The organism is Streptomyces sp. NPDC051987 (assembly GCF_040680735.1).
Classification (GTDB): domain Bacteria; phylum Actinomycetota; class Actinomycetes; order Streptomycetales; family Streptomycetaceae; genus Streptomyces.
The window spans coordinates 30,923-56,957 of sequence record NZ_JBFAXI010000001.1 but is presented as its reverse complement, the minus strand read 5'-3'; the positions used below and the strand labels follow the sequence as shown (position 1 = coordinate 56,957).

The 26,035-nt window shown below is 73.0% G+C and carries 20 protein-coding genes; all 20 read left to right on the top strand.

Annotated features, from left to right (window positions below; genetic code table 11):
- The first annotated feature begins 18 nt into the window (after positions 1-18).
- The 20 genes from AB0M11_RS00220 to AB0M11_RS00125 are packed head-to-tail and all read left to right on the top strand — an operon-like array spanning position 19 to position 26,017.
- Positions 19-1,335, top strand: a complete 1,317-nt coding sequence (locus tag AB0M11_RS00220; RefSeq protein WP_365699643.1) for a nucleotide sugar dehydrogenase — start codon at positions 19-21, stop codon at positions 1,333-1,335.
- Positions 1,325-2,590 (top strand): glycosyltransferase family 4 protein, encoded by a 1,266-nt coding sequence (locus AB0M11_RS00215; protein WP_365699641.1) that lies wholly within the window; start codon positions 1,325-1,327, stop codon positions 2,588-2,590. The genes AB0M11_RS00220 and AB0M11_RS00215 overlap by 11 nt, the downstream gene beginning before the upstream one ends.
- Positions 2,587-3,957, top strand: a complete 1,371-nt coding sequence (locus AB0M11_RS00210; RefSeq protein WP_365699638.1) for a Wzz/FepE/Etk N-terminal domain-containing protein — start codon at positions 2,587-2,589, stop codon at positions 3,955-3,957. Before AB0M11_RS00215 ends, AB0M11_RS00210 begins: the two co-directional genes overlap by 4 nt.
- Complete coding sequence (locus AB0M11_RS00205; protein WP_365699636.1) at positions 3,954-5,510, top strand: Wzz/FepE/Etk N-terminal domain-containing protein; 1,557 nt, start codon at positions 3,954-3,956, stop codon at positions 5,508-5,510. The genes AB0M11_RS00210 and AB0M11_RS00205 overlap by 4 nt, the downstream gene beginning before the upstream one ends.
- Positions 5,511-5,513: 3 nt before the next feature.
- A complete protein-coding gene (gene asnB / locus AB0M11_RS00200; RefSeq protein ID WP_365699634.1) occupies positions 5,514-7,448 on the top strand; it encodes an asparagine synthase (glutamine-hydrolyzing) in 1,935 nt (644 codons plus the stop codon).
- Between the two features lie 17 nt (positions 7,449-7,465).
- Entirely contained in the window at positions 7,466-9,661 is a 2,196-nt protein-coding gene (locus AB0M11_RS00195) for a bi-domain-containing oxidoreductase (RefSeq protein WP_365699632.1), read from the top strand.
- Positions 9,658-11,607, top strand: coding sequence for an alginate lyase family protein (locus AB0M11_RS00190; RefSeq protein ID WP_365699630.1), 1,950 nt, complete (start codon positions 9,658-9,660; stop codon positions 11,605-11,607). Before AB0M11_RS00195 ends, AB0M11_RS00190 begins: the two co-directional genes overlap by 4 nt.
- Before the next feature lie 8 nt (positions 11,608-11,615).
- A complete protein-coding gene (locus AB0M11_RS00185; RefSeq protein ID WP_365699628.1) occupies positions 11,616-13,157 on the top strand; it encodes a right-handed parallel beta-helix repeat-containing protein in 1,542 nt (513 codons plus the stop codon).
- 13 nt (positions 13,158-13,170) lie between these two features.
- Entirely contained in the window at positions 13,171-14,412 is a 1,242-nt protein-coding gene (locus AB0M11_RS00180; protein ID WP_365699626.1) for an O-antigen ligase domain-containing protein, read from the top strand.
- A gap of 2 nt (positions 14,413-14,414) precedes the next feature.
- Positions 14,415-15,656, top strand: a complete 1,242-nt coding sequence (locus AB0M11_RS00175) for a glycosyltransferase (RefSeq protein WP_365699624.1) — start codon at positions 14,415-14,417, stop codon at positions 15,654-15,656.
- Complete coding sequence (locus AB0M11_RS00170; RefSeq protein WP_365699622.1) at positions 15,653-16,903, top strand: class I SAM-dependent methyltransferase; 1,251 nt, start codon at positions 15,653-15,655, stop codon at positions 16,901-16,903. Before AB0M11_RS00175 ends, AB0M11_RS00170 begins: the two co-directional genes overlap by 4 nt.
- On the top strand, positions 16,900-17,712 hold the full coding sequence (locus AB0M11_RS00165; RefSeq protein WP_365699619.1) for a sugar phosphate nucleotidyltransferase: 813 nt from the start codon (positions 16,900-16,902) through the stop codon (positions 17,710-17,712). The genes AB0M11_RS00170 and AB0M11_RS00165 overlap by 4 nt, the downstream gene beginning before the upstream one ends.
- Positions 17,709-18,356 (top strand): PIG-L deacetylase family protein, encoded by a 648-nt coding sequence (locus tag AB0M11_RS00160; protein ID WP_365699617.1) that lies wholly within the window; start codon positions 17,709-17,711, stop codon positions 18,354-18,356. Before AB0M11_RS00165 ends, AB0M11_RS00160 begins: the two co-directional genes overlap by 4 nt.
- Positions 18,357-18,359: 3 nt before the next feature.
- Positions 18,360-19,385 carry an NAD-dependent epimerase/dehydratase family protein gene (locus tag AB0M11_RS00155; RefSeq protein WP_365699615.1) on the top strand — a complete coding sequence of 342 codons (1,026 nt, stop codon included), beginning with the start codon at positions 18,360-18,362 and terminating at the stop codon, positions 19,383-19,385.
- Positions 19,373-20,656 carry a DUF4910 domain-containing protein gene (locus AB0M11_RS00150; RefSeq protein ID WP_365699613.1) on the top strand — a complete coding sequence of 428 codons (1,284 nt, stop codon included), beginning with the start codon at positions 19,373-19,375 and terminating at the stop codon, positions 20,654-20,656. Before AB0M11_RS00155 ends, AB0M11_RS00150 begins: the two co-directional genes overlap by 13 nt.
- A complete protein-coding gene (locus tag AB0M11_RS00145; RefSeq protein WP_365699610.1) occupies positions 20,653-21,951 on the top strand; it encodes a hypothetical protein in 1,299 nt (432 codons plus the stop codon). Before AB0M11_RS00150 ends, AB0M11_RS00145 begins: the two co-directional genes overlap by 4 nt.
- Complete coding sequence (locus AB0M11_RS00140; RefSeq protein ID WP_365699608.1) at positions 21,948-22,898, top strand: glycosyltransferase family 2 protein; 951 nt, start codon at positions 21,948-21,950, stop codon at positions 22,896-22,898. The genes AB0M11_RS00145 and AB0M11_RS00140 overlap by 4 nt, the downstream gene beginning before the upstream one ends.
- Positions 22,895-24,127, top strand: coding sequence for a polysaccharide pyruvyl transferase family protein (locus tag AB0M11_RS00135; RefSeq protein WP_365699606.1), 1,233 nt, complete (start codon positions 22,895-22,897; stop codon positions 24,125-24,127). The genes AB0M11_RS00140 and AB0M11_RS00135 overlap by 4 nt, the downstream gene beginning before the upstream one ends.
- A complete protein-coding gene (gene rfbC, locus AB0M11_RS00130; protein ID WP_365699604.1) occupies positions 24,124-24,675 on the top strand; it encodes a dTDP-4-dehydrorhamnose 3,5-epimerase in 552 nt (183 codons plus the stop codon). Before AB0M11_RS00135 ends, rfbC begins: the two co-directional genes overlap by 4 nt.
- A gap of 7 nt (positions 24,676-24,682) precedes the next feature.
- Complete coding sequence (locus tag AB0M11_RS00125) at positions 24,683-26,017, top strand: glutamate-1-semialdehyde 2,1-aminomutase (RefSeq protein ID WP_365699602.1); 1,335 nt, start codon at positions 24,683-24,685, stop codon at positions 26,015-26,017.
- The last annotated feature ends 18 nt before the right edge of the window (positions 26,018-26,035 follow it).

Here is a 26,035-nt window from a genome sequence, read left to right as displayed (position 1 = left end):
CCGGGGGAGGGACGGGTCATGAGAGTCAGCGTTTTCGGGCTCGGCTACGTGGGCTGCGTGTCGGCGGCGTGCCTGGCCAGCATGGGGCACCAGGTGATCGGGGTGGACGTCAACCAGGTCAAGGTCGACCTGGTCAACGACGGCAAGGCTCCGGTGGTGGAGGAACGTATCGGCGAACTCCTCGCCGAGGTCGTGCGCACCGGAGCCCTGCGTGCCACCGGCGACGTCCGCGAGGCGATCGCGGGCAGCGACGTGTCGCTGGTCTGCGTGGGCACGCCGTCGGAGCCCAACGGCAGCCTGTGCACCACCTATCTGGAGCGGGTCACCGAGGAGATCGGTGCCGCGCTCGCCGAGCGGGGCGGGCGGCAGACCGTCGTGTTCCGCAGCACCATGCTCCCGGGCACCTGCCTGAACCTGCTGGTGCCGATCCTGGAGAAGCACACCGGCGGCACCGCCGGGGTGGACTTCGGGGTCGCGGTCAACCCGGAGTTCCTGCGCGAGGGCACGAGCGTGCGCGACTTCTTCGACCCGCCCAAGACCGTCATCGGCGAACTCGACGCGGCGAGCGGCGACGCGGTGGCGGCGCTGTACGACGGCCTGCCCGGCGAGGTGTTCCGGGTGCCGGTGCCGACGGCCGAGGCGATCAAGTACGCGGACAACGCGTTCCACGGCCTCAAGATCGGCTTCGCGAATGAGCTGGGCGCGGTCTGCCAGGCGCTCGGGGTCGACTCGCACCAGGTGATGGACGTGTTCCTGGCCGACCACAAGCTGAACATCAGCCCCGCCTACCTGCGGCCCGGCTTCGCCTTCGGCGGCTCGTGCCTGCCCAAGGACCTGCGCAGCCTGGTCCACGCGGCCCAGCGGGCCGACGTCTCGGTACCCATCCTCGCCCACGTGCTCACCTCCAACTCCGACCACCTGCAACGCGCGGTGGATCTGGTCGAGCGGACCGGCAGGCGCCGGGTGGGGATGTTCGGGCTGTCCTTCAAACCCGGCACCGACGACCTCCGCGAGAGCCCGCTGGTCGAGCTGGCCGAGCGGCTCTTCGGCAAGGGCTACGACCTGCGCATCTACGACGCCAACGTGAGCCTCTCCCGGCTGATCGGCGCGAACCGCGAGTACATCGAGACCCGGCTGCCGCACCTCGCGCAGCTGCTCGCGGACTCCGTCGAAGAGGTGCTCGACCACGCCGAGGTGTGCCTGGTCGGGACCCGGGAGCCGGCCGTGCTGTCGGCCCTGCCCCATGGTCAGGGGCCGCTGATCGTCGACCTCGTCCGCCTTCCCGACGCCGAGACGCGCCGGACCGAACCGGGGTACATGGGCCTTGCTTGGTGACACAACCGGCGGCGCCGGCTCCGGCCGGCGCGCGCTGATCCTGGTGGAGAACCTGTCGGTGCCCTTCGACCGGCGGGTGTGGCAGGAGTGCACGACGCTGCGCGACGCCGGCTGGACGGTGCACGTCATCTGTCCGCAGGGCAGCAAGCGCGACACCGAGCCGGAGACGGAGATCGACGGGGTGCGGATCCACCGCTACCCGTTGCGCGCGGCCACCGGAGGGCCGGCCGGCTACCTGAAGGAGTACGGATCGGCGCTGTGGCACACGGCCCGGCTGGCCCGCAAGGTCGGCCCGGTCGACGTCGTCCACGCCTGCAACCCGCCCGACCTGCTGTTCCTGCCGGCCCTCTGGCTGAAGCGGCGCGGCGCGCGGTTCGTCTTCGACCAGCACGACCTGGTACCCGAGCTGTACCTCTCCCGGTTCGGCCGCGGCGAGGACCTGCTCTACCGGGCCGTGTGCGCGCTGGAACGGCGGACCTACCGGGCCGCGGACGTCGTGCTGGCCACCAACGAGAGCTACCGGGACGTCGCGCTGCGCCGCGGCGGCCGGCGGCCCGAGGACGTCTTCGTGGTGCGCAGCGCACCCGCCGTCGAGCGGTTCCAACCGGTGCCGCCCGAACCGCAGTTGAAGCGTGGCAAACCCCATCTGCTGTGCTACCTGGGCGTCATGGGTCCGCAGGACGGCGTCGACTACGCCCTGCGGGCCCTCGCGAAGCTGCGTGACGAACTCGGCCGGACCGACTGGCACGCGGTGTTCGTCGGCTCCGGCGACGCCTTCGACGCGATGGTGGAGCTGTCCCGGCGGCTCGGGCTGGACGAGCAGGTGCAGTTCACCGGCCGCGTTCCGGACGCCGACCTGGTCCGCTACCTGTCCACCGCGGACGTCTGCCTCTCCCCGGACCCGTGCAACCCGCTCAACGACGTCTCGACGATGAACAAGGTCCTGGAGTACATGGCGATGGGACGGCCGATCGTCTCCTTCGACCTGAAGGAGGCGCGCGTCTCCGCCGGCGAGGCCGCCGTCTACGCGGCCGACGACGACGAGAGCGAGTTCGCCGCGCTGGTCGCGCAGCTCCTCGACGACCCGGACCGGCGGGCCCGGATGGGCAAGATCGGCCAGGAGCGGGTCAGCGGGCCGCTCTCCTGGCGGAACTCGCAGGAGTCGCTGCTCGCCGCCTACGCCGCCGCCTGCCGTGACCACCCCCCGGTGTCGGCGGTCGACCATGCACGAACAGGGAAGAGGCAGCGCAGTTGAGCGAGGAATCGATACGTCTGGTCACCATAGGCCGGATATTCCGTCGGCGCTGGCGGCTGCTCGCCGTCTTCGCCGTCGTGGGCGCGCTCGTCGGGTACGGCGCCTCGGTGGTGTTCCCGCCGCGGTACACGACGTCGGCGTCGGTCCTGCTGCCGGGGCAGTGGGAAGAGCGTGAGCTGCTGACCCAGGTCGACATCGCGACCAGTTCGACGGTGGTCGACCGCGCGGCCTCCGCGCTCGCCTGGCGGGACGTCAGCGCCGCCGCGCTGCACAAGCAGGTGACCGCCTCGGCCGCCGACGGGAACATCATCAAGATCTCGGGGACGGCCGACACCCCGCAGCGCGCGCAGCAGCTCGCCGACCAGGTGGCGCAGCAGTTCGTCAGGTTCGCCGCGCGGGTCGTGGGAGGCGGCACCGACTCCGGAGCCGCCGCGGAGGCCGAGGCGCTGCGCAAGCAGGTCGAGGAGACCAACCGGCGTATCACCGAGCTGGCCGACGCCTCCGATCCCGGCCAGACCGTGGAGGGGGTGCAGGCCCGGACCGAGCTGGAGAAGCTCAGCACGTCGCTGGAGGAGGCCATGACGAAGCTGGACGAGGCCGACCCGGCGTCCAACAAGGCCGGCATGGTCGTCATGGGACCGGCGGCCCGGCCGACCGGCCAGGCGCCGCCGACGCCGACGCAGTTCATCGGCGCCGGAGCGCTGCTGTTCTTCGTGCTCGCGGTCGTCGGCCATCTCGCCGCCGCCCGGACGAACCGCCGGCTGCGCTCCGAACCGGAGATCACCGCGGCGCTGGGCTCGGCGCTGCTGGGCACCGTCGAGGTGGCCGCCGGACGGCGCGGCGCGCAGCGGGCGAAGGACGGCGGCCGAGGGTCCTGGATCCGTCGGCTTCTCGGCGTCGACACCCGCTGGGACCTGCCGACCCCGCCCAGGTCCGACGACGAGGCCGCCCGGCGCATCCGCTACCGGCGCGTGTGCACCCGCCTGCGGAACCAACTGCCCGCCCCACGGCGGCTGCTGGTGGTCGTACCGGACGGCGACGGGATCGCCCGCCGGGCCGCCGGACAGCTCGCCGCCGAGGCCAAGGGCGACCCGCAGCTGCGGGTGGTGGAGGTCTCGGTGGACCGGCCGGTCGTGCCCGACCGCGACACCGAGGCCGGTGCCCTGGTCGTGCTCAGCGCGGGCAGCTGGACCACGGAGGAACTCGCCGGCATCGCCGAGGCGTGTGCGGACGGCCGCCACGAGGTGCTCGGCTTCGTCGTCGCCGACCCGGTCCGCGCCCGTGAGACACGGCCGGCCGGCCACCCGCCCGACGACGCCACTCTCGCACTCGCGGTCCGCGGCCCGGCCACAGGAGGTTCAGCGTGACGACCAGCACGACCGCGGAGCCGTCGGCCGCCGCTCCGCTCATCGACCTCCAGGCCCTGGTGGTGGCGGTGCGCAGGCGCCGTCGCCTCTGGTACGCCACGGCGCTCCTCGGCCTGGTCGCGGGCTCGGGGCTGGCGGTCGCGATGCCGCCCGCGCCGACCGCGGTGACCGAAGTGCTGGTCACGCACGAAGCGGACCAGCCGAACGACACCGGGACCCTGATCCGCACCGACGTCCAGCTGCTCCAGACCACGCAGATCGCCGACAAGGCCCTGCGGTCCCTCAGATCCGCGGAGAGGCCCGAGGACTTCCTGCAGGAGTACAAGGGGGCCGGCCTGACCAACAACCTGCTGCAGATCACCGTCACCGGCGCCACCGACGCCCAGGCGGTGGCCCGCGCCAAGGCGCTGGCCGACGCGTTCGTCGCCGACCACGTGCAGCGGATGCAGCGCACCGCCCAGGCCGAGGCCCAGGCCCTGCTCGACCAGCGTGACCGCATGCGGGACGAACTCGCCCAGGTCAACAAGGAGATCGGGAACCAGTCGGCGGGCAGCGACCCGAAGGCCTCGGCCACCCTTGAGTCGCTCTTCGCCCGCCGCGCCGAACTCAACTCCCGCATCTCCGACTTCGACGAGCGGGCCGCGGACGCGCGGACCGGCGCACCCCAGGTGGCCGCCGGCACGCAGATCGTGGACACCCCGCGCGCACTGCGCCACTCCCTGCCCAAGGCAGTCGCCACCGACTCCGGGATCGGCCTCGTCCTCGGGCTCTTCCTCGGGCTCGCGGGGGCCGCGGTCGGCGCGGTGGTGGCGGACCGCCCCGTGCTGCGCCGGGACATCGCGGCGAACCTGGGCGCCTCGGTCATCGCGGAGCTGCCCCGCCGGCCGGGCCGTCCCTGGCAGCGCCGACGGACCCGGCTGACCCGCGAACGGCTTGCCGCGTCCCTGGCCCGTACCCTGCGCGGCTCCACGGAACCGGTGTCGCTGCTGGAACTGGGCTGCGCGCGCGGCGCGAGCGTGATCGCTCTGGACCTCGCGCGGACCCTGGCCGCGGACGGGCCGGTGACCGTCGTCGACGCGCTGCCCCGCCCGTACCTGGCGGGCCGCCGCCCCAGGCCGGGAGACCCGACCGTCGTCGGCGCCGAGCGGGCCGCGACCGTGCCGCCCCAGGAGCTGCGGATCGGCGTCGGCTCGGTGGCGCCGGGCACGGCGTGGACCGACCTCCGGTACCTCGGCACCCAGACCGTGCTCGTGGTCCGCGCCGGACACGGCAGCGCCGCCTGGCTGCACACCGTGGCGCGGCAGCTGGCGGACCAGCGCATCCCGGTGATCGGCGTGGTGCTGATCGACCCCGATCCGCGGGACCGGACCGACGGCACCTTGTGGGACGGGCTGCACACCGCGCTGCGCGGCCGCAGCGAGCGGCCGTCCAGGCAGCCCGGCGGGGGTGCCTCCCCCCACGCCGTGCCGGCAGCGGGGGACGGCCAGCGGCGGGCGGAGCGGCTGCCGGTGTGGGCCGTCCGGGGCCCGGACAACGACCAGGAGGCGCGGTAGCACATGTGTGGCATCGCAGGTACCTACCGGTGGCCGGACGGAAAGGCCGTGACCGACCGGCTCACCGACACCCTCGCCCACCGCGGCCCGGACGGGGCGGGCCGCTACAGCCACCCAGTGGGCGACGGCGAAGTGCACCTGGGGCACCGCCGGCTGGCCATCATCGACCTGTCCGAGACCGGCGCCCAGCCGATGGCCTCCGACGGCCTCGTCCTCACCTACAACGGCGAGCTGTACAACGCGCCCGAGCTGCGCGCCGAACTGGCGGCCGGCGGGGTGCGCTTCCGCGGCACCTCCGACACCGAGGTGCTCCTGGAGGCCTGGCGGCGCTGGGGCACCGACTGCCTGCCCCGGCTGCGCGGCATGTTCGCGTTCGGGATCTTCGACGAGCGCACCGGTGACCTGGTGCTCGCCCGGGACCAGCTCGGCGTCAAGCCCCTGTTCCTGCTCCGGCGCGGCGCGGGCCTGGTCTTCGCCTCCGAGCTCAAGGCGCTCGCCGTCGCGACCGGCCGGAAGCTGGAGGTGGACGACGCGGCCCTGGTGGCCTCGCTTCTGTACTACTGGGTGCCGGACTCCCGGTGCGCCTTCCGCGAGGCGGAGAAGCTGCCGCCGGGCAGCTGGCTGAAGTGCCGGGCCGACGGAGGGGTGGAGCGCGGCCGGTTCTGGAACCTGAGGGACGTGGCCGCCGAGGGCCGGGAGCGGGCCCGGTCCGGCGAGCGGCCGGACCTGGCAGCCGTCGTCGAGGAGTCGACCCGGCGCCACCTGCTCTCCGACGTTCCCGTGGCGACCTTCCTCTCCGGCGGGCTCGACTCCAGCTACCTGACCGCGCTCGCGGCCCGCCACCAGCCGGGGATCTCCGCCTACACGATCGGCTTCCGCGCCGAGGACGCCAGGTTCGAGGCGATGCCGGACGACCTGCGCTACGCCCGGCAGGTCGCCGAACGGTTCGGCGTCGACCTGCACGAGATCGAGATCGCGCCGGACGTGCTCGACCTGCTGCCGCGGATGACGTACCACCTGGACGAGCCGATCGGCGACCCCGCCGCGATCAACACGTACCTGATCTGCTCGGCCGCACGGGAGGCCGGGGTGAAGGTGATGCTCTCGGGGATGGGCGCGGACGAACTGTTCGCCGGCTACCGCAAGCACCTGGCCAACCTGATCGCGCTGCGCTACCAGCGCGTCCCGGGGCCCGTGCGGCGCGCGGTGTCCGGGACGGTGGACCGGCTGCCGGTCGCGACCAGCCGCCGGGGCTACCGGTCGGTGCGCTTCGCGAAGCGGTTCCTCTCCTTCGCCGGCCTGCCGGAGGAGACCGCCTTCCGGCGCAGCTACACCATGTACGGCCAGGACGAGCTGCTAGCCCTGGTCGACCCGGACCTGGCCGGGACGGTCGAGGACGTCCTCACCGAGCACGCGGACGTCTACCGGGACAACGACCTCGACGACTTCGTCAACCGCATGTGCCTCGCTGACGCCCGGCTGTTCCTGCCGGGCCTGAACCTCACGTACACGGACCGCTCCAGCATGGCCGCCTCGACCGAGGTGCGCGTGCCGTACGTGGACGTCGAGGTGGTCAGGGCGGCGTTCGCCGTGCCCGGCGACCGCAAGATCGTCGGACGGCAGGGCAAGGCGGTCCTCAAGGAGGCGGCCACCTCGATCCTGCCCCGGGAGATCGTCTACCGGCCCAAGGGGTTGTTCAGCGCCCCGCTGCGGGCCTGGATGAGCCGGGATCTGGCCCCGCTGGTGCGCGAGGTGGTCAACGACGGCGAGCTCGTCCGGTCCGGTTTCCTGCGCCGCGACGCGCTGGCCCGGATGGCCGCCGCGGACGCCGCCGGGCAGCAGGACTTCTCCAAGCATCTGTGGCACGTACTGACCCTCGAGTACTGGTATCGCGACGCGACCTCTGGGTCCGGCCAGCGCACTCGGCAAACGGCTTAGGAATCAGGGGAGTTCCGGTGAAACAGGTAGTACAGAACTACAAGAGCGGCGAGCTGGCGGTGCTCGACGTTCCGGTGCCGGGGTGCAAGCCGGGCGGTGTGCTGGTCCGCAGTGCCTTCTCGCTGATCTCCACCGGCACCGAGCTCATGAAGGTGTCCGAGGCCGGCATGTCGATGCTGGGCAAGGCCCGCTCCCGGCCGGACCAGGTGGCCAAGGTCATGCAGAGCGTGGCCACCAACGGGGTGCCCGCCACCTACCGCAAGGTGATGGGCAAGCTGGACTCCTACACGCCGCTGGGCTACTCGCTGTGCGGGGTGGTCGAACAGGTCGGTGACGGCGTCGACGACGTGAAGGCCGGCGACCTCGTGGCCTGCGCCGGCAACGAGCACGCGCTGCACGCCGAGTTGAACTGGGTGCCGAAGAACCTCTACACCCCGGTGCCGGACGGTCTCGCACCGCGCCACGCCGCCTTCGGCACCGTCGGCTCGATCGCGATGCAGGGCGTCCGCCAGGGCGAACCGCAGCTCGGCGAGGTGGCCCTGGTCATCGGCCTCGGCCTGATCGGGCAGCTGGTGGTCCAGCTCCTGGGCGCCTCGGGAGTCCGCGTCGTCGGCGTCGACCCCGACCCCACCCGCTGCGCACTCGCCGAGCGGCTGGGCGCCGCGGCCTGCGGCGACCCCGCGTCCGCGGCCGTGGAGGCCGCCGTCGCCGAACTCACCGACGGACACGGCGTGGACCAGGTGTACCTGGCCGCCGGCGGCGGCAGCAACCAGCCCGTCGAGCTGGCCGCCCGGCTCTGCCGGGACCGCGGCCGGGTCGTCGACATCGGCAAGTGCCGCCTGGACCTGCCGTGGAACGCGTACTACGAGAAGGAACTCGACGTACGGTTCTCGCGCTCGTACGGCCCCGGGCGCTACGACCCGGAGTACGAGCTGGAGGGACGCGACTACCCGATCGGCTACGTGCGCTGGACCGAGCGCCGCAACCTCGCCTGCTTCCTCGACCTGGTCGCCCGCGGCCGCGTCGACGTGGAGCCCCTGGTCTCCCACGTCGCCGACTTCGACGACGCGGTGGAGACGTACCGGAGCCTGAAGGACGGCGACCTGAAGGCCGTGGCCGTGCTGTTCCGCTACCCCGGACAGCCGGCGCGGACGGCCGAGGGGGAGGTGCGGGCCCCGGCGGTGACCGTGCCCGCGGTGCACCGCGGCAGGGGAGCGGCCGCCCCGGTCCGGGCCGCCGCCTCACCGGTGCGCCTCGCCTTCGCGGGCGCGGGGAACTACGCGACGTCGATGCTGCTGCCGCACCTGGCCGGGCGCGAGGGCGTGGAGCTGTCGACCGTCGTCACCACCACGGCGCTCTCCGCGGCCAACGCACAGCGCAAGTTCGGCTTCGCCGAGGCGACCACCGACCTCGACGCCGTGCTCGGCGACACGTCGATCGACGCGGTGTTCGTGGTCACCCGGCACAGCTCGCACGCCGACCTGACCCGCAGGGCGCTGCTGGCCGGCAAGACCGTGTTCGTGGAGAAGCCGCTGGCCCTCACCGAGGACGAACTGGCCGGTGTGCTCGCGGCGGTGGAGGAGTCCGGCAACGACCGGCTGCAGGTGGGCTTCAACCGCCGGTTCGCGCCGCTGCTGACCGAGGCCAGGGAGCGTTTCGGTGCCCGGACCGGTCCGGCGAGCCTGCGCTACCTGGTCAACGCGGGCCGGCTGCAGCAGGGCAGCTGGTACCTCCAACAGGGCACCGAGGGCTCGCGGTTCGCCGGCGAGGGCGGCCACTTCGTCGACACGGCGAGCTGGCTGCTCGACGCCGACCCGGTCTCGGTCTACGCCGTCGCCACGTCCGGCAACGACGACCTCCAGGTCGTCCTGCGCTACCCGGACGGGTCCACCGCCACCATCAGCTACGTCACCACCGGCGCGCCCGGCTTCCCCAAGGAGACGCTGGACCTGGTCGCGGACGGCAAGGTGCTCAGGCTCGACGACTTCGTCCGTGCCTCGGTGTACAGCCGCAAACGGTGGGTCAGTTCGCGGCTGCCCAAGGCCCGGGACAAGGGGCAGAACGCCGAACTGGCCGCGTTCGTCAAGGCCGTGCGGACCGGCGGGCCGATGCCGGTGCCGCTGGAGTCGCTGGTCGCGACCACCGCGGCCACCATCGCGGTGCGCAGCTCCCTGGCCTCCGGCGCGCCGGTGACGCTGGAGCGGGCCCGATGACCATGAGTGCGGGCTGGTACCTGCGGCGGCTGTCCGCCATGGGGCCGGCGGAGGTCGCGGGCCGGGTCGGCGACACGGTGCGCAGACGGCGGTGGCGGTCCGCCCGGCCGGACGGCCCGAGCGTGACCGGCGCCCGGTTCACCGCGGTCCTGCCCGCCGGGGCGCTCGCCGCGGTGCCCCCGGACGCCGCGAAACGCCTCGTCGCCGAGGCGGACCGGCTGATGTACAGGCACGTCGAGTACTTCGGGGTGGTCCGCGACGACCTCACCGACCCGGACTGGTGGTGCGACCCGAAGACCGGGCGCCGCGCTCCCTGGGGCTACGCCTTCGACGTGCCCTACCGCGACGAGGACGCGGTCGGGGACATCAAGCAGATCTGGGAGCTGTCCCGGCACCAGTACCTCACCGTGCTCGCCGCCGCCTACGCGGTCACCGGCGACGAGCGGTACGCCGAGCGCGTCGCCGAGCACCTGCGGTCGTGGTGGACGGCCAACCCGCCGCTGCGGGGCGTGCACTGGATCAGCGGCATCGAGCTGGGCATCCGGCTGCTGTCCTGGGTGTGGATCCGCCGGCTGCTCGACGACTGGCCGGGCGCGGCCGGGCTGTTCGAGGACAACCCGGTGGCGCTGCACCAGATCTGGCACCACCAGCGCTGGCTGGCCGCCTTCCCCAGCCGGGGCTCCTCGGCGAACAACCACGTGATCGCCGAGGCCGCCGGACAGTTCGCGGCGGCCTGCGCGTTCGGCTGGTTCCCCGCCTCGGCGCGCTGGCGGGCCGACGCGCTGCGGTCGCTGGAGAGGCACCTGCGCTCCAACACCTTCGCCTCCGGCCTCAACCGCGAGCTGGCCACCGAGTACCACGGACTCGTGCTGGAACTCGGGCTGGCCGCGCTGGCCGAGGCGGACGCCGCGGGCGTGCCGGTCCCCGCGTCCGTCCGGCTGGTGCTGCTGCGGATGACCGACGCGCTCGCGGCCGTCGTGGACGACCGGTTGCGGCCGCCCCGCCAGGGGGACGCCGACGACGGGCACGGTCTGGTCGTGGACGGCGCGGGCACCGACCGCTGGGCCTCGCTGCTGGCCACCGGAGACGCCGTGTTCGGCCGGCTCCCCTGGTGGCCCGAGGTGACCGGCACCGATGTGCGCACCCCGCTGCTGGCCGCGCTCGTCAAGCCCACCGGAGCGTCCGTGACCCGCCCGGCCGACCGGCCGGCGCACTTCGCCGACGCGGGCCTGACCATCCTGCGCGGTCCCGGCGGGATCTGGTGCCGCTGCGACGGCGGTCCGCACGGCTTCCTGTCCATCGCCGCGCACGCCCACGCGGACGCGCTGTCCGTGGAGGTCCGGCACGACGGGGTCGACGTGCTCGCCGACCCGGGGACCTTCTGCTACCACGGGCAGCCGCTGTGGCGGCAGTACTTCCGCTCGACCCTCGGCCACAACACGCTGCAACTGGACGGCGCCGACCAGTCCGTCTCCGGCGGCCCGTTCCTGTGGACCCGGCAGGCCCGCACCCGCGTGCTGGCGGCGGACCCGTCCGGCGAGGACGTGGCCCGCTGGTGCGCGGAGCACGACGGGTACCAGGGTTGCGTGCACCGCCGCCGGGTGGAACTGACGGCCGCGAGCCGGGAGCTGAGGGTCGTCGACGAGGTGCGCGGCCCGCGCCGGAGCGTGCGGCTGGCCTTCCACCTCGGCCCGGCGATCACCGCCGATCTGGTGGGCAACCGGGCGGTGCTCAGCTGGAGCCGGGACGGCGAGGGACGCTCCGCCGTGCTCGACCTGCCGGGGCAGCTGTCCTGGCAGGCCCACCGCGGGGAGACCGACCCGCCGCTGGGCTGGTACTCCGCCGGATTCGGGCGCAAGGAGCCCGCCACGACGCTGATCGGCACGGGCACCAGCCCCGCCGACGGTGCGGACGGGTTCACCACCGTGCTCAGGTTCGGCGGCTAGGGGGGGACGTGGGGAACAAGAGGTGGCACTGGGCGTGGGCGGCGGCACCGCTGACGCTGGCCCTGCTGACGGTGGCCGGCTGCGACGGCACGCCGGACGCACCGGCCGCGGAGCCGACCGCCGCGCCGTCCACGTCCACGTCCGCGGCCCGGTCCGTGGCCCGGGTGTGCGCCAACCCCGGTACCGGACCGGCCAAGGCACCGGCGGGCGCGGTGACGGTCGACCCGGCGGTCGTCGGCGACCTGGCCGCGAAGACCAAGAGCAGCCCCGCCCACACCACCTTCTGGCTCCGGCCCGGCAAGCACCGGCTCGTCCCGGACCGCTTCGCCCAGATCGTCCCCAAGGAGGGGGACCGCTACCTCGGCGCGCCCGGCGCCGTGCTCGACGGCGGGAAGAAGAACCAGTACGCGTTCACGGGCACCGCCCGCGACGTCACCATCCGCTACCTGACCGTGCAGCACTTCGTCGCACCGCAGAACGAGGGCGTGGTCAACCACGACTCCGCCGACGGATGGGTGATCGAGCACACGACGATCCAGGACAACTCCGGCGCGGGGCTGATGGCCGGCGCCCACCAGCGGGTCCGCGCCAGCTGCCTGCGCGACAACGGGCAGTACGGGATGAACGCGTACAAGGGCGGCGGCGGCATCACGGACCTGGTGGTCGAGGACAACGAGATCGTGGGCAACAACACCGACGGCTGGGAGCGCCGGCAGCAGGGCTGCGGCTGCACCGGAGGCGTCAAGTTCTGGGCCGTCGACGGCGCGGACGTCCGCGGCAACTGGGTGCACGACAACCGCGGAGCAGGCCTGTGGGCGGACACCGACAACAACGACTTCCTCATCGAGAACAACGTGCTCGACGCCAACGACGGTCCCGCGCTGATCTACGAGACCAGCTACAACGCGGTCGTCCGGAACAACACGATCCGGCGGAACAACTGGGTCGAGGGCCGCAGGTACGCCGACCGCGGCGACAACTTCCCGTACGCGGCCGTCTACGTGTCCGAGTCCGGCGGCGAACCACGGGTCCGGGCCCGCACCGACAAGATCGACATCTACCGGAACGTGCTGGAGAACAACTGGTCCGGCATCACCCTGTGGGAGAACGCCGACCGGTTCTGCAACAGCCCGGCCAACACGTCGTCCGGTGACTGCACGCTGCTGGTGAAGACCACCGGCCGCTGCGCGGAACCGGCGATCGACAAGGCACCGCTCTACTCCGACTGCCGGTGGAAGACCCAGCGGGTGGACATCCACGACAACCGCTTCGTGCTCGACAAGTCCGTGGTCCAGTGCACGGACCTGTGCGACCGCATGGCGGTGCTGTCGAACTACGGAACCTACCCGGACTGGTCGCCGTACAAGGGCGAGAAGGTGGCCGAGGCGATCACCCGTCGGCAGGGCAACCACTGGCACGACAACGTCTACCTCGGACCGTGGCAGTTCGTCGCCCACGACCCGAGCCAGGTGCTCGACTTCGACGAGTGGCAGGGCATGGACTACCGGCAGGACACGGGCAGCACCCTCGCCCCTGGGGCCGGTGACTGAGATGGACACGCAGATGGACGCAGAGACGGAGAGGCAGCGGGACCCGCGGTCCGGCGCCGCACCGGGCCCCGCCGGCACCCCGCGGATCGTCGGGATCGTCTGGGGGCTGCTGGTCCTCAACACGCTCGGCTCCGCCGGGGCGAAGACCATCGTCCCGCTGCCCCGCTCCCTCATCCAGATGGTCACCATGGGCGCCCTGGTCGCCGCGTTCGCGCTGGCCCTCACGGTCAACATCCGGCTGCGCATCCGGCCCAGCTCCTACCTGCTCCTGCTCACCCTGCTGCTGGTGACCAGCGTGATCTCCAGCGCCAACCTGGAGTCCGGGTTCGGCGCGCTGTTCCGCTGCTTCCGGCTCATGCTGTTCATCTGCACCCTCTGGCTGCTCAGCCGCTGGTGGGACGGCAGCCTGACCTTCGTCCGCCACCACATCCGGGCCTACTTCGCGGTGCTCGGCTCGGTCGCCGCCGGACTGGTGGTCTCCCCGGGCGCGGCCCTGCCCGATCTCTACGGCGGCCGCCTGGTCGGCGCGCTGTGGCCGCTCACCCCGCCGCAGATCGGGCAGTACGCGGCGGTGATCATCGGGCTCACCGTGCTGCTCCTGCTGGGCCGCCGGACCGACCGGACCAGCGCCGCGGTGGTCATCGTGCCGTCCTTCGTGCTGCTCGCCCTGACCCACACCCGGACCGCCACGCTCGGCCTGCTCCTCGGGCTCGCGCTGGCGATCGGCTCGCTGCTGCTGACCAGCGCGGCCGCCCGCCGGTTCTTCACCTGGGCGGTGCTGTGCGGCGCGGTGGCCGCGGTGGGGTTCGCGTCCGCCCTGCAGACCTGGTTCCTGCGCGGTCAGAGCAAGGAGAACTTCTCCAGCCTCACCGGCCGGGCCAAGGTCTGGGACGCCCTGCTCGCCGCGCCCCGGACGACCTCGGAGAAGTTCCTCGGAGTGGGCCTGGGCGACAAGTCGTTCGGCGGGCTGCCGATCGACAACAGCTGGCTGGCCGTCTACAACGAGCAGGGTCTCATCGGCGTCGGCCTGGTCGCGGTGATCATCGTCGTGCTGGGCGGCGTCGCGCTGCTGCGGCCGCCGTCGCTGCAGCGGGCCTGCGCGGTCTTCCTGATCAGCTACTGCGCGATCGCCTCGTACACCGAGGCCGGGCTCGGCGACGCCTCGCCGTACCTGCTGCACCTGGCCCTGGCCGCCTCGCTGCTGGCGGCGCCCGAACTCCCCCGGCCGAAGACCCCGGGGCCGGAGGTGAGCTGACCATGCACGTGCTCGTGGTGCACAACCGCTACGGCTCCGCGCAGCCGAGCGGGGAGAACAAGGTCGTCGACCAGGAGGCGGAACTGCTGCGCGCGGCAGGCCACCGGGTCGGGGTGTTCGAGCGGCGCAGCGACGACATCGGCGCCATGTCCCTTCTCGCCAAGGTCGCGGTGCCCCTGCGGGTGCCGTGGAACCCGGCGGTCCGTGCCGAACTCGCCGCCCGGCTGCGCGCCGAACGGCCGGACGTGGTCCACGTCCACAACGTCTTCCCGCTCCTGTCGCCCGCGGTCCTCGCCGCGTGCGCCGACGCGGGGGTGCCCGCCGTCGCCACGCTGCACAACTACACCCAGGTCTGCCCGCCCGGCACGCTGCAACGGGACGGCCGGCCGTGCACCGAGTGCGTGGGCGCCACCCCGCTGCCCGCCGTCCGGCACGGCTGCTACCGGGGCTCCCGCCTCGCCACGGTGCCGCTCGCGGTCAGCCTGGCCGCCAACCGGCGGCGGTGGTGGTCCGGCGTGGAGCGGTTCCTGTGCATCTCCGCGGCCCAGCGCGAGGTCCTGGTGCGGTCCGGGATGCCCGCCGAGCGGCTGGCGGTGAAGCACAACTTCGTGCCCGACCTCGGCGTTCGGCGGGAGGGCGCGGGCGAGCACGTGCTCTACCTCGGCCGGCTCGCCGAGGCCAAGGGTGTCACGCTGCTCATGGCCGCGTGGGACGAGCTCGCGGCGAGCGGCGGGGTGGGCGTCCCGCTGGTGATCGCCGGCACGGGGCCGCTGGAGCGTCAGGTGGCCGCCTGGGCGGCGGACCGGGACGACGTCCGGTACGTCGGCCTGCTGGACACGGCGGAGTGCCGGAAGGCCGTCGCGCGGTCGGTCGCCGTGGTGGCCCCCTCGACCTGGCTGGAGGCGTTCGGCCTGGTGGTCGTGGAGGCGATGGCGGCCGGGGTGCCGACCGTCGCGGCCGGCCACGGCGCCTTCGTGGAACTCGTCGAGGACGGGGCGACCGGGCTGCTGCACCGGCCGGGCGAGTCCGCCTCGCTCGCCGCCGGCATCCGCCGGATCGCGGCCGACCCGGTGCTGGGCCGGGAGCTGGGCCGGGCGGCCCGCCGCCGCTACGAGCAGGGCTTCAGCCCGGCCGTAGGCCTGGCGCGCCTGGAAGAGGAGTACCGCACCGCGATCGCGGGTCGGTCAGTACCGGCTCGCGACGGGGACACCCGCGCGGGCAGGGGGGATGGGGACAGCAGATGACACGATGCCGACTCTGCGGCTCGGAAGCGATGGCGAGCGTCGTCGACCTCGGGGCGACGCCGCCGTGTGAGAGCTTTCTCGCCGCGGACCAACTGGACGATCCGGAGCCGGCGTACCCGCTGCACCTGCGGGTGTGCACCGAGTGCTGGCTCGCGCAGCTCCCGCCGCTGATCACGCCGGAGGAGACGTTCAAGGAGTACGCGTACTTCTCCTCCTACTCCACGTCCTGGGTGGAGCACGCGCGGACGTTCGTCGCCGGCGCGGTGGAGCGCCTCGGTCTCGGCGCCGACGCCTTCGTGGTGGAGGTCGCGAGCAACGACGGCTATCTGCTGAGGCATGTGGTGGACCGCGGGATCCGCTGCCTCGGCATCGAGCCGTCGGTGAACGTCGGCGCGGCGGCCCGGGACGCGGGTGTGCCCACGCTCACGGAGTTCCTGAGCCCGGACACCGGCGCGGCCGTCCGCGCCGAGCACGGCCCGGCGGACCTGGTCGTCGCCAACAACGTGTACGCGCACATCCCCGACGTGGTCGGCTTCACCCAGGGGCTGCGCGCGCTGGTCGCCGACGACGGCTGGGTCTCCATCGAGGTGCAGCACCTGCTGACCCTGATCGAGGAGAACCAGTACGACACGATCTACCACGAGCACTTCCAGTACTACACGGTCGCGTCCGCGGCGCGGGCGCTGGCCGGCGGCGGACTCACGCTCGTGGACGTCGAGCTGCTGCCGACCCACGGCGGCTCCATCCGGCTGTGGGCCCGGCCGGCCGAGGCGGGCGGCGAGCCGACGCAGCGGGTGGCCGACGTACTGGCCCGGGAGAAGGCCGCCGGGCTGCAGGATCTGTCCGGGTACACCGAGTTCTCCGCCCGGGTGGCCAAGGTGCGCCGCGACCTGCTGCGGTTCCTCATCGAGGCCGCCGAGCGCGGTGAGACGGTCGTCGGCTACGGCGCGCCCGGCAAGGGCAACACCCTGCTCAACCACTGCGGCATCCGCCCCGACCTGCTCCCGTACACCGTCGACCGCAACCCCTACAAGCACGGCAGGTTCACGCCGGGGACCCGCGTCCCGATCCTGCCGCCCGAGCGGATAGCCGCCGACAAGCCGGACTACGTCCTCGTCCTCCCGTGGAACCTGCGGGCCGAACTGGCCGAGCAGCTGGCCTTCGTGCACGAGTGGGGCGGCCGGCTCGTCTTTCCCATCCCGGAGCTGAGCGTCGTCGAGGGCGCGTCGAAGGAGGTCACAGCATGAAGGTCGTCCTGTTCTGCGGCGGTTACGGGATGCGGATGCGCAACGGCACCTCCGACGACGTGCCCAAGCCGATGGCGATGGTCGGCCCGCGGCCGCTGATCTGGCACGTCATGCGGTACTACGCCTACTTCGGGCACAAGGAGTTCATCCTCTGCCTCGGCTACGGGGCCCACCACATCAAGGACTTCTTCCTCAACTACGAGGAGACGACGTCCAACGACTTCGTCCTGCGCGGCGGAAAGACCGAGCTGCTCTCCACCGACATCGCCGACTGGACGATCACGTTCGCGCAGACCGGCATCGAGTCACCGATCGGGGAGCGGCTGCGCCGGGTGCGGCACCACCTCGACGGCGACGAGATGTTCCTCGCCAACTACGCCGACGTGCTCACCGACGCCCCGCTGCCGGAGATGATCGACCGGTTCGCCCGGCGCGACGCCGGGGCGTCGATGATGGTGGTGCCGCCGCAGTCGTCGTTCCACTGCGTGGAACTGGGCGAGGACGGCCTGGTGGGAGGCATCACCGCGGTCAGCGAACTGCCGCTGTGGGAGAACGGCGGCTACTTCGTGCTCCGCCAGGAGGTCTTCGACCACATCCCCGAGAACGGCGACCTGGTCGCCGACGGATGCGCCCAACTGGCCAAGCGGGGACGGCTGGTGGCGCACCAGCACCGCGGCTTCTGGAAGCCGACCGACACCGTGAAGGAACGGGCCGCACTCGACGCCGCCTACACGAGGGGCGACCGCCCGTGGGCCGTGTGGGAGCGGGCCACCGCCGGAGCCGGAGCCGGAGCCGGAGCCGGAGCGTGATCGGGCTCGGGACCGGGCCCCTGCACCGGATCGTCGCCGTGGGCGCGCACTGCGACGACATCGCCATCGGCGCCGGCGGCACCCTGCTGACCCTGTGCCGGGCGCGGTCCGGCATCCGGGTCGACGCGCTGGTGCTCACCGGCGGCGGCAGCGAGCGCGAGCAGGAGGAGCAGGCCGCGCTCGCCGCCTTCTGCCCGGGCGCCGACCTGCGGCTGACCGTGCACAAGCTGCCGGACGGGCGGTTCCCCGCCCACTGGGAGGAGGCCAAGTCCGCCGTCGAGGAACTGCGCGAGCGGACCGACCCGGACCTGGTCCTGGCACCGCGCACCGACGACGCCCACCAGGACCACCGCGGCCTGGCGCAGCTGATGACCACCGCGTTCCGCGACCACCTCGTGCTCGGCTACGAGATCGTCAAGTGGGACGGCGACCTCGGCCGCATGGCGGCGTACCAGCCGCTGTCCGCCGGGACCGCCGAGGAGAAGGTGCGGCTGCTGCAGGAGCACTACCCCTCGCAGCGGCACCGGCCCTGGTACGACCGGGAGGCCTTCCTCGGCCTCGCCCGGATCCGCGGCATCGAATGCCACGCGCGCTACGCCGAGGCGTTCGCCGTCACCAAACTCACGCTCAACCTGGGGGGTTGAACCTTGCGCGTACTACTGACCGGACACCAGGGCTACCTGGGCACCGTGATGGCCCCGGTCCTCGGGGCCGCCGGGCACGACGTCGTCGGCCTCGACTCCGGCCTGTTCGCCGACTGCGTCCTCGGCCCGCGGCCCGAGGACCCGCCCGGGCAGCGGGTGGACCTGCGCGACGTCACGGCCGAGCACGTGGCCGGGGTGGACGCCGTGATCCACCTGGCCGCCCTGTCCAACGACCCGCTCGGCTCGCTGGCGCCGGAACTCACCTACGACATCAACCACCACGCGTCCGTCCGCCTCGCCCGGCTGGCCCGCGACGCCGGAGTACGGCGCTTCCTGTACGCGTCGACCTGCTCCGTCTACGGCGCCGCCGGCGGCGACGAGCTGGTGACCGAGGACGCCCCGCTGCGCCCGGTGACGCCGTACGCGGAGTCCAAGGTGCGGGTGGAGGACGACCTGCACGCGCTGGCCGACGGCGACTTCACCCCGGTGTTCATGCGCAACGCCACCGCCTTCGGCTTCTCGCCCCGGCTGCGCGCCGACATCGTGCTGAACAACCTGGTGGGCCACGCCCTCCTCTCCGGCGAGGTCCTGGTGCTCTCCGACGGCACCCCCTGGCGCCCGCTGGTGCACGCCGCCGACATCGCGCGGGCCTTCACGGCCGCGCTGACCGCGCCGCGCGAGGCGGTGCACGACCGCGCGTTCAACATCGGCAGCGAGATCAACAACGTCACGGTCGCCGAGATCGCCGCGCAGGTCGCCGAGGCGGTGGACGGCTCCAAGGTGGTGATCACCGGGGAGACCGGCGCCGACCCGCGGTCCTACCGGGTCGACTTCTCCCGGTTCCGCACCGCGATCCCCGGCTTCGACTGCGCGTGGACGGTCAAGCAGGGCGCGCTCGAACTCGCCGACGCCTACCGCGACTTCGGGCTCACCCGGGAGGACTTCGAGCAGCGCTACACCCGGCTCGCCGTGCTGCGCGCGGCCTCCGGCGCCGGCACCGTCGACGACACCCTCAGGTGGCGCCGGTGACCGACGTGAGCGAGGAGATGTACGCGCTGGTGGAGCGGATGTACCCGCTCTGCCGGAGCATCACCGGCGACGGCGTGCGCGCCACCCTGGACATCGTCGGGGAGTACATCCCGCTGCAGGTGCACGAGGTGCCGACCGGCACGCAGGTGCTCGACTGGACGGTGCCGCAGGAGTGGAACATCCGCGACGCGTACATCGCCGACAGCACGGGCCGGCGGGTCGTCGACTTCGCCGCGTCCAGCCTGCACGTGCTCGGCTACAGCGTGCCGGTGTCGGCGACCATGCCCCTGTCCGAACTGCGCGCGCACCTGCACACCCTGCCGGACCACCCGTCCTGGGTGCCGTACCGCACCAGCTACTACAAGCCGGACTGGGGCTTCTGCCTCGCCCAGGCGACCCTGGACGCGCTGCCGGACGGCGACTACGAGGTGTGCGTGGACTCCACGCTCGCCGACGGCCACCTCACCTACGCCGAGTACGTGGTCCCCGGGCAGGTCGCCGACGAGGTGATCGTCTCCTGCCACGTCTGCCACCCGTCGCTGGCCAACGACAACCTGGCCGGCATCGCGGTGGCGACGTACCTGGCCCGCTCGCTCGCCGAGCAGCCGACGTACTACACCTACCGGTTCCTGTTCGCGCCCGGCACCATCGGGGCGATCACCTGGCTGGCCCGCAACGCGGAGCGGGTGGACCGGGTCAGGCACGGCCTGGTGCTGGCCTGCGCCGGGGACCCCGGCCACCTGACGTACAAGCAGAGCAGGCGCGGTGACGCGGAGATCGACCGGGTGCTGCGGCACGTCCTGGCCGCCTCCGGCCGCCCGCACCGCGTCACCGAATTCACTCCCTACGGCTACGACGAGCGGCAGTTCTGCTCGCCCGGCTTCAACCTGGGCGTGGGCTCGCTCACCCGGACCCCGTACGCCGGCTACCCCGAGTACCACACCTCCGCGGACGACCTGGACTTCGTCTCCCCGGCGGCGATGGCCGACACCCTCGCCGTCTGCCGCGAGGCGTTCGCCGTCCTCGACCGCAACCGGCGGTACGTCAACCTCAGCCCCTACGGCGAACCGCAGCTGGGCCGGCGCGGGCTGTACGACGCGCTCGGCGGCCGCAGCGACACCAAGCAGGCCCAGATGGCCATGCTCTGGGTGCTCAACCTGTCCGACGGCGAGCACAGTCTGCTGGACGTCGCCGAGCGCTCCGGGCTGCCCTTCGACACCGTGGCCGCCGCGGCCGACGCCCTGCGCGGCGCCGACCTGGTCAAGGAATGACGCCCATGACCACCCGGGGGGAGAAGACGACCGCACCGGCCGGGTCCGCCAGACGGGCCCTCGTCGGCCGGCTGTCCTGGGGACTGGCCGACCAGGCGGCCTCCAGCATCAGCAACTTCGCCGTGGGCATCTACGTGGCCCGCTCGCTCGGGGTGACCGCCTTCGGCGTGTTCAGCCTGGCCTGGGTGACCTACGGCGTGGTGCTCAACGTCTCCCGCGGCCTGGCCACCGACCCGCTCGTGGTGCGCTTCAGCGGCGTGCCGGACGCGTCCTGGCGCGGGGCGGTGGCTCGCTCCACGGGTACGGCACTCGGAGTCGGCACGGCCATCGGCGTGCTGTGCCTGGCGGCCGGGGCCGGGCTCGGCGGCCGGGTCGGGCCCGCCTTCGTCGCCCTCGCCGTCACGCTGCCGGGGCTGCTGCTCCAGGACGCCTGGCGGTTCGCGTTCTTCGCCGCCGGCACCGGGCGGAAGGCGTTCGTCAACGACGTCGTGTGGGGCGTCGCGCTGGTCCCGGCCATGGTGGTGGCGGCCCACGTGGACACCGTGGCCGCGTTCGTGCTCGCCTGGGGCGCGTCCGCCACCGTCGCGGCGGGCTACGGCTGCTTCCAGTCCGGCATCCGGCCCCGGGTCGCCGAGGCCCGCGGCTGGCTGCGTGAGCAGCGCGACCTCGGCTACCGCTACCTGGTGGAGAACGTCAGCCTCAGCGGCGCCAGCCAGGTGCGGGCGTACGGGGTCGGCGTGATCGTCGGAGTCGGCGCCGTGGGCGCCATCCGGGGCGCGGAGCTCCTGATGGGCCCGTTCCTCGCGGTCCTGATGGGACTCTCGCTGGTCACCGTCCCGGAGGCGGCCCGGGTGCTGCGCCGGGCCCCGCACCAACTGGGCAGGTTCTGCCTCCTGCTGGGCGGGGGACAGGCCGTCGGCGCGCTGTTCTGGGGCTCGGCGCTGCTGCTGATGCCGGACCGGCTCGGCGACCTGGCGCTCGGCGACGTCTGGCACTCCTCCTCGCACCTCGTTGTGCAGATCACCCTGAGCGTGGCGGGAGCGGGCCTCGGCACCGGCGCGGCGGCCGGACTGCGCGCCCTCGGCGCGGCCCGGCGCAGCCTGCGCTGCCAGCTGTTCGCCTCCGCCTGCTACGTCGGCGGCGGGCTCGGTGGGGCGGCCGCCGCCGGTACGGCCGGCTCGGCCTGGGGCGTCGCCGCCGCCACCCTCAGCGGCTCGGCCGTGTGGTGGCTGCACCTGAGGTCCGCCCTGCGCGAGCGCCACCGCCATCCCATCCCCGAAGTGAGGACCGCATGACCGACCGACCCAGGCTGAGCATCGGCCTGCCCGTGTACAACGGCGAGGAGTACCTGGCCGAGTCGTTCGACGCCCTGCTCGGCCAGACCTACGAGGACTTCGAACTGGTCGTCTCCGACAACGCCTCGACCGACGGGACCGAGGACATCTGCCGCAAGTACGCCGCGCAGGACTCCCGCATCCGCTACCTCCGGCTGTCCCGGAACATCGGCGCCACGCCCAACCACAACCGCGTGTTCGCCGAGTCCCGCGGCGAGCTGTTCAAGTGGGCCTCGCACGACGACCTCTACGGCCGCGACCTGCTGCGGCGCTGCGTGGAGGCGCTGGACGAGCGGCCGGACGTGATCCTCGCGCACACCGGCCAGGCGGTCATCGACGGCGACGGCCAGGTGACGGTCCCCTACGAGTACACGCTCGCCACCGACTCGCCGCACGCGCCGGAGCGCTTCCGCAGCCTGCTGTTCGAGCCGGGCGGCGACGACTTCTACGGGGTGATGCGGGCGGACGTGCTGCGCCGGGTGAAGCCGATGGACAGCTACCACCACGCGGACCGCACCTTCGTCGCCGAGATCACCCTGCACGGGCCCTTCCACCAGGTGCCCGAGCTGCTGTACTTCCGCCGTGACCACCCCACCCGCGCCGAGCGGGCGAACCCGTCCAAGCGCTCCCGGTGCGTCAACCTGGACCCGCGCCGGGCCGGCCTGCTGCACCCGACGCCCCGGCTGCTCGCCGAGTACGTCTGGGGCTTCGCCTCGGCGATCCGGCGGGCGCCCCTGTCCGCGACCGACCGGCGCGCGTGCTACCGGCACCTGGCCGCGTGGCTGACCAGCCGGGTCCGGCCGGGCGCCGGCGAGCGGGTCGAGGACCGCGCCCCGGTCGACCCGACCCAGCTCACGGTCTCCGTCGACGCCCTCGTCGCCGGCCGCGAGGGGAGGGGCAAGGCATGACGTCCGCGGACGGAACTGTGGTGCGCGTCGGCGTGTTCGGCCTGCTCGGCTCCGGCAACTTCGGCAACGACGGATCGCTCGAAGCCGTCCTCCGCTACCTGCGCGCCGAGCACCCGGAGGCGGTCGTGGACGCGCTGTGCGGCGGTCCCGAGGCCGTGACGGCACGGTTCCGGATCCCCGCCACGCGCCTGCACTGGAACCGCGCCGAGTACCGGACCGCCTCACGCGCGGGCGCGATCGCGGCCAAGGGGGTCGGCAAACTCGTCGACGTCTTCCGCACCGCGGCCTGGGTGCGCCGGCACGACGTGGTGATCGTGCCGGGCATGGGCGTCCTGGAGGCCACCCTGCCGCTGCGGCCGTGGGGCTTCCCGTACGCGCTGTTCCTGCTCTGCGCGAGCGGCCGGCTGCTCGGCACCCGGGTCGCGCTGGTCAGCGTCGGCGCCGCAGAGATCCGCAACCGGCCCACCCGTGCCCTGGTGCGCTGGTCGGCGCGGCTGGCCGCGTACCGGTCGTACCGGGACACCCAGTCCCGGGACGCGATGCGCGCCATGGGAGTGGACACCGCACGCGACGAGGTCTACCCCGACCTGGCGTTCTCCCTCCCGACACCACAGGCGGGCGCGGCCACCGGCACACCGGGCCGCGTCTGCCTCGGCGTCATGGACTTCCACGGCGGCAACGACGACCGCGACCGGGCCGAGGAGATCCACCGGCGCTACCTGGAGGGGACGATCAGGTTCGTCCGCACGCTGGTCGCGGAGGGCAGGCCCGTGCGGCTCCTCACCGGCGACCAGTGCGACCTGGCGGTGGTCGCGGCCATCCTGGACGCGGTCGACTCCCCGCTGGTCACCGCGGCCGAACCGGCCTCCCTGGCCGACCTGATGCACGAGATGGCGGCCGCCGACACCGTGGTGGCCGTCCGCTACCACAACCTGATCTGCGCGCTGAAGACCGGAACGCCCGTGCTCGCCCTCTGCTACGCGGCGAAGAGCGACGCGCTCATGGACCGGATGGGCCTGGGCGCGTACTGCCACCCGGCCCGCCAGGTCGACGCCGACCGGCTCCTGGAACAGTTCCGGGACCTGGAGAAGCACGCGGCGGAGCTGCGGCGGACCCTGGCCGAGCGCAACCGGGTCGCCGCACGGCAACTGGACCGGCAGTTCGCCGCCTTGACCACGACCCTGTTCCCGGCGGGCGACCACGCCCACGCCCCACGGAAGGCCGCATGAAAGCGACAGAAGTCCCCCAGATCGCGGGCGCGTTCCTCTTCGAGCCGACGCCCCACACCGACGAACGCGGCTTCTTCTGCCGCACCTTCGACGCCGACGTGGTCCGCTCGGCGGGCCTCGACCCGGCCGCCTTCGTCCAGGACAGCGTGTCCCGCTCGGTCCGCGGTGTGCTGCGCGGCCTGCACCTGCGCTCCGGCGCCGGCGAGGCCAAACTGGTGCGGTGCTCGTACGGGCGGATCTTCGACGTCGTGGTGGACCTGCGGCCGGACTCTCCGACGTACCTGGGCCGGGCCTTCTTCGAGCTGTCCGGCGAGACGCAGAAGACCGTGTACATCCCGGCGGGATGCGCGCACGGCTTCCAGGCTCTTACCGAAATCGCGGACACCTCTTACCGTATCGATCGTCAGCATGATCCGTCCGAGGACGTGACGATCGCCTTCGACGACCCGGAACTCGCCATTCCCTGGCCCCTGCCGGTCACGTCGATGTCCCAGCGGGACCGGGCGGCGCCGAGCCTCGCCGAGGTCCTGAAGCACCGAGAAAGTTGAGGTCGGCGTGCACACCCAAGACACCGAGGGGTTCCTCCTGCCCCGCTCCCGGCAGGCCAACGAGCGGCTGCACGCTCTGATCCCCGGAGGCGCGCACACCTATGCCAAGGGGGACGACCAGTACCCCGAGAACCTGGCCCCCGTCATCAGCCACGGCCGCGGCGCCCACGTGTGGGACGTCGACGGCAACCGGTACATCGAGTACGGCTCCGGCCTGCGGTCGGTCAGCCTCGGCCACGCCCACCCCCGGGTGACCGAGGCGGTACGACGGGAACTCGACCGCGGCAGCAACTTCGTCCGGCCGTCCATCGTCGAGGTCGAGGCCGCCGAACGCTTCCTGGCCACGGTGCCGACCGCCGACATGGTGAAGTTCGCCAAGAACGGCTCCGACGCCACCACCGCCGCGGTCCGCCTCGCCCGCGCCGTCACGGGACGCCCGCGGGTGGCCCTCTGCGCCGACCACCCGTTCTTCTCCGTCGACGACTGGTTCATCGGCACCACGCCGATGAGCGCCGGCATCCCGGCGGCGACCACCGAACTCACCGTGTCCTTCCCCTACGGCGACCTGGCCGCCACGGAGGAGCTGCTCACCCGGTACCAGGACGAGATCGCCTGTCTGATCCTGGAACCCGCCACCCACTCCGAGCCGCCGCCCGGCTACCTCGCCGGCCTGCGCGACCTGGCCGACCGGCACGGCTGCGTGCTGGTCTTCGACGAGATGATCACCGGCTTCCGCTGGTCCGAGGCGGGCGCCCAGGGCCTGTACGGCGTCGTCCCCGACCTCTCCACGTTCGGCAAGGCGCTGGGCAACGGGTTCGCCGTCTCCGCGCTGGCCGGGCGACGCGACCTGATGGAACGGGGCGGACTGCGCGCTTCCGGTGACCGGGTGTTCCTGCTGTCCACCACGCACGGCGCGGAGACGCACTCCCTGGCGGCGGCGATGGCCGTGCAGACGGTCTACGCCGAGGAGGGCGTCACCGCGCGGCTGCACGCCCTCGGCGAGCGGCTGGCCGCCGGTGTCCGCGCCGCCGCGGCCGCCGCGGGCGTCGGCGAGCACGTCGTCGTCCGGGGCCGGGCCAGCAACCTGGTCTTCGCCACGCTCGACGAGAACCTGCGGCCCTCGCAGCCCTACCGCACCCTGTTCCTGCGCCGGCTTCTCGCGGACGGGGTGCTCGCCCCGTCCTTCGTGGTGAGCAGCGCACTCGACGACGCGGACATCGACCGCACCGTCGACGTGGTGGCCGAGGCGTGCGCGGTGTACCGGAAGGCACTGGACGCCGCCGACCCCACCCCCTGGCTGGAGGGCCGGGCGGTGAAACCCGTGTTCCGCCGCCTGGTGTGACCTGACGTGACGTCAGCA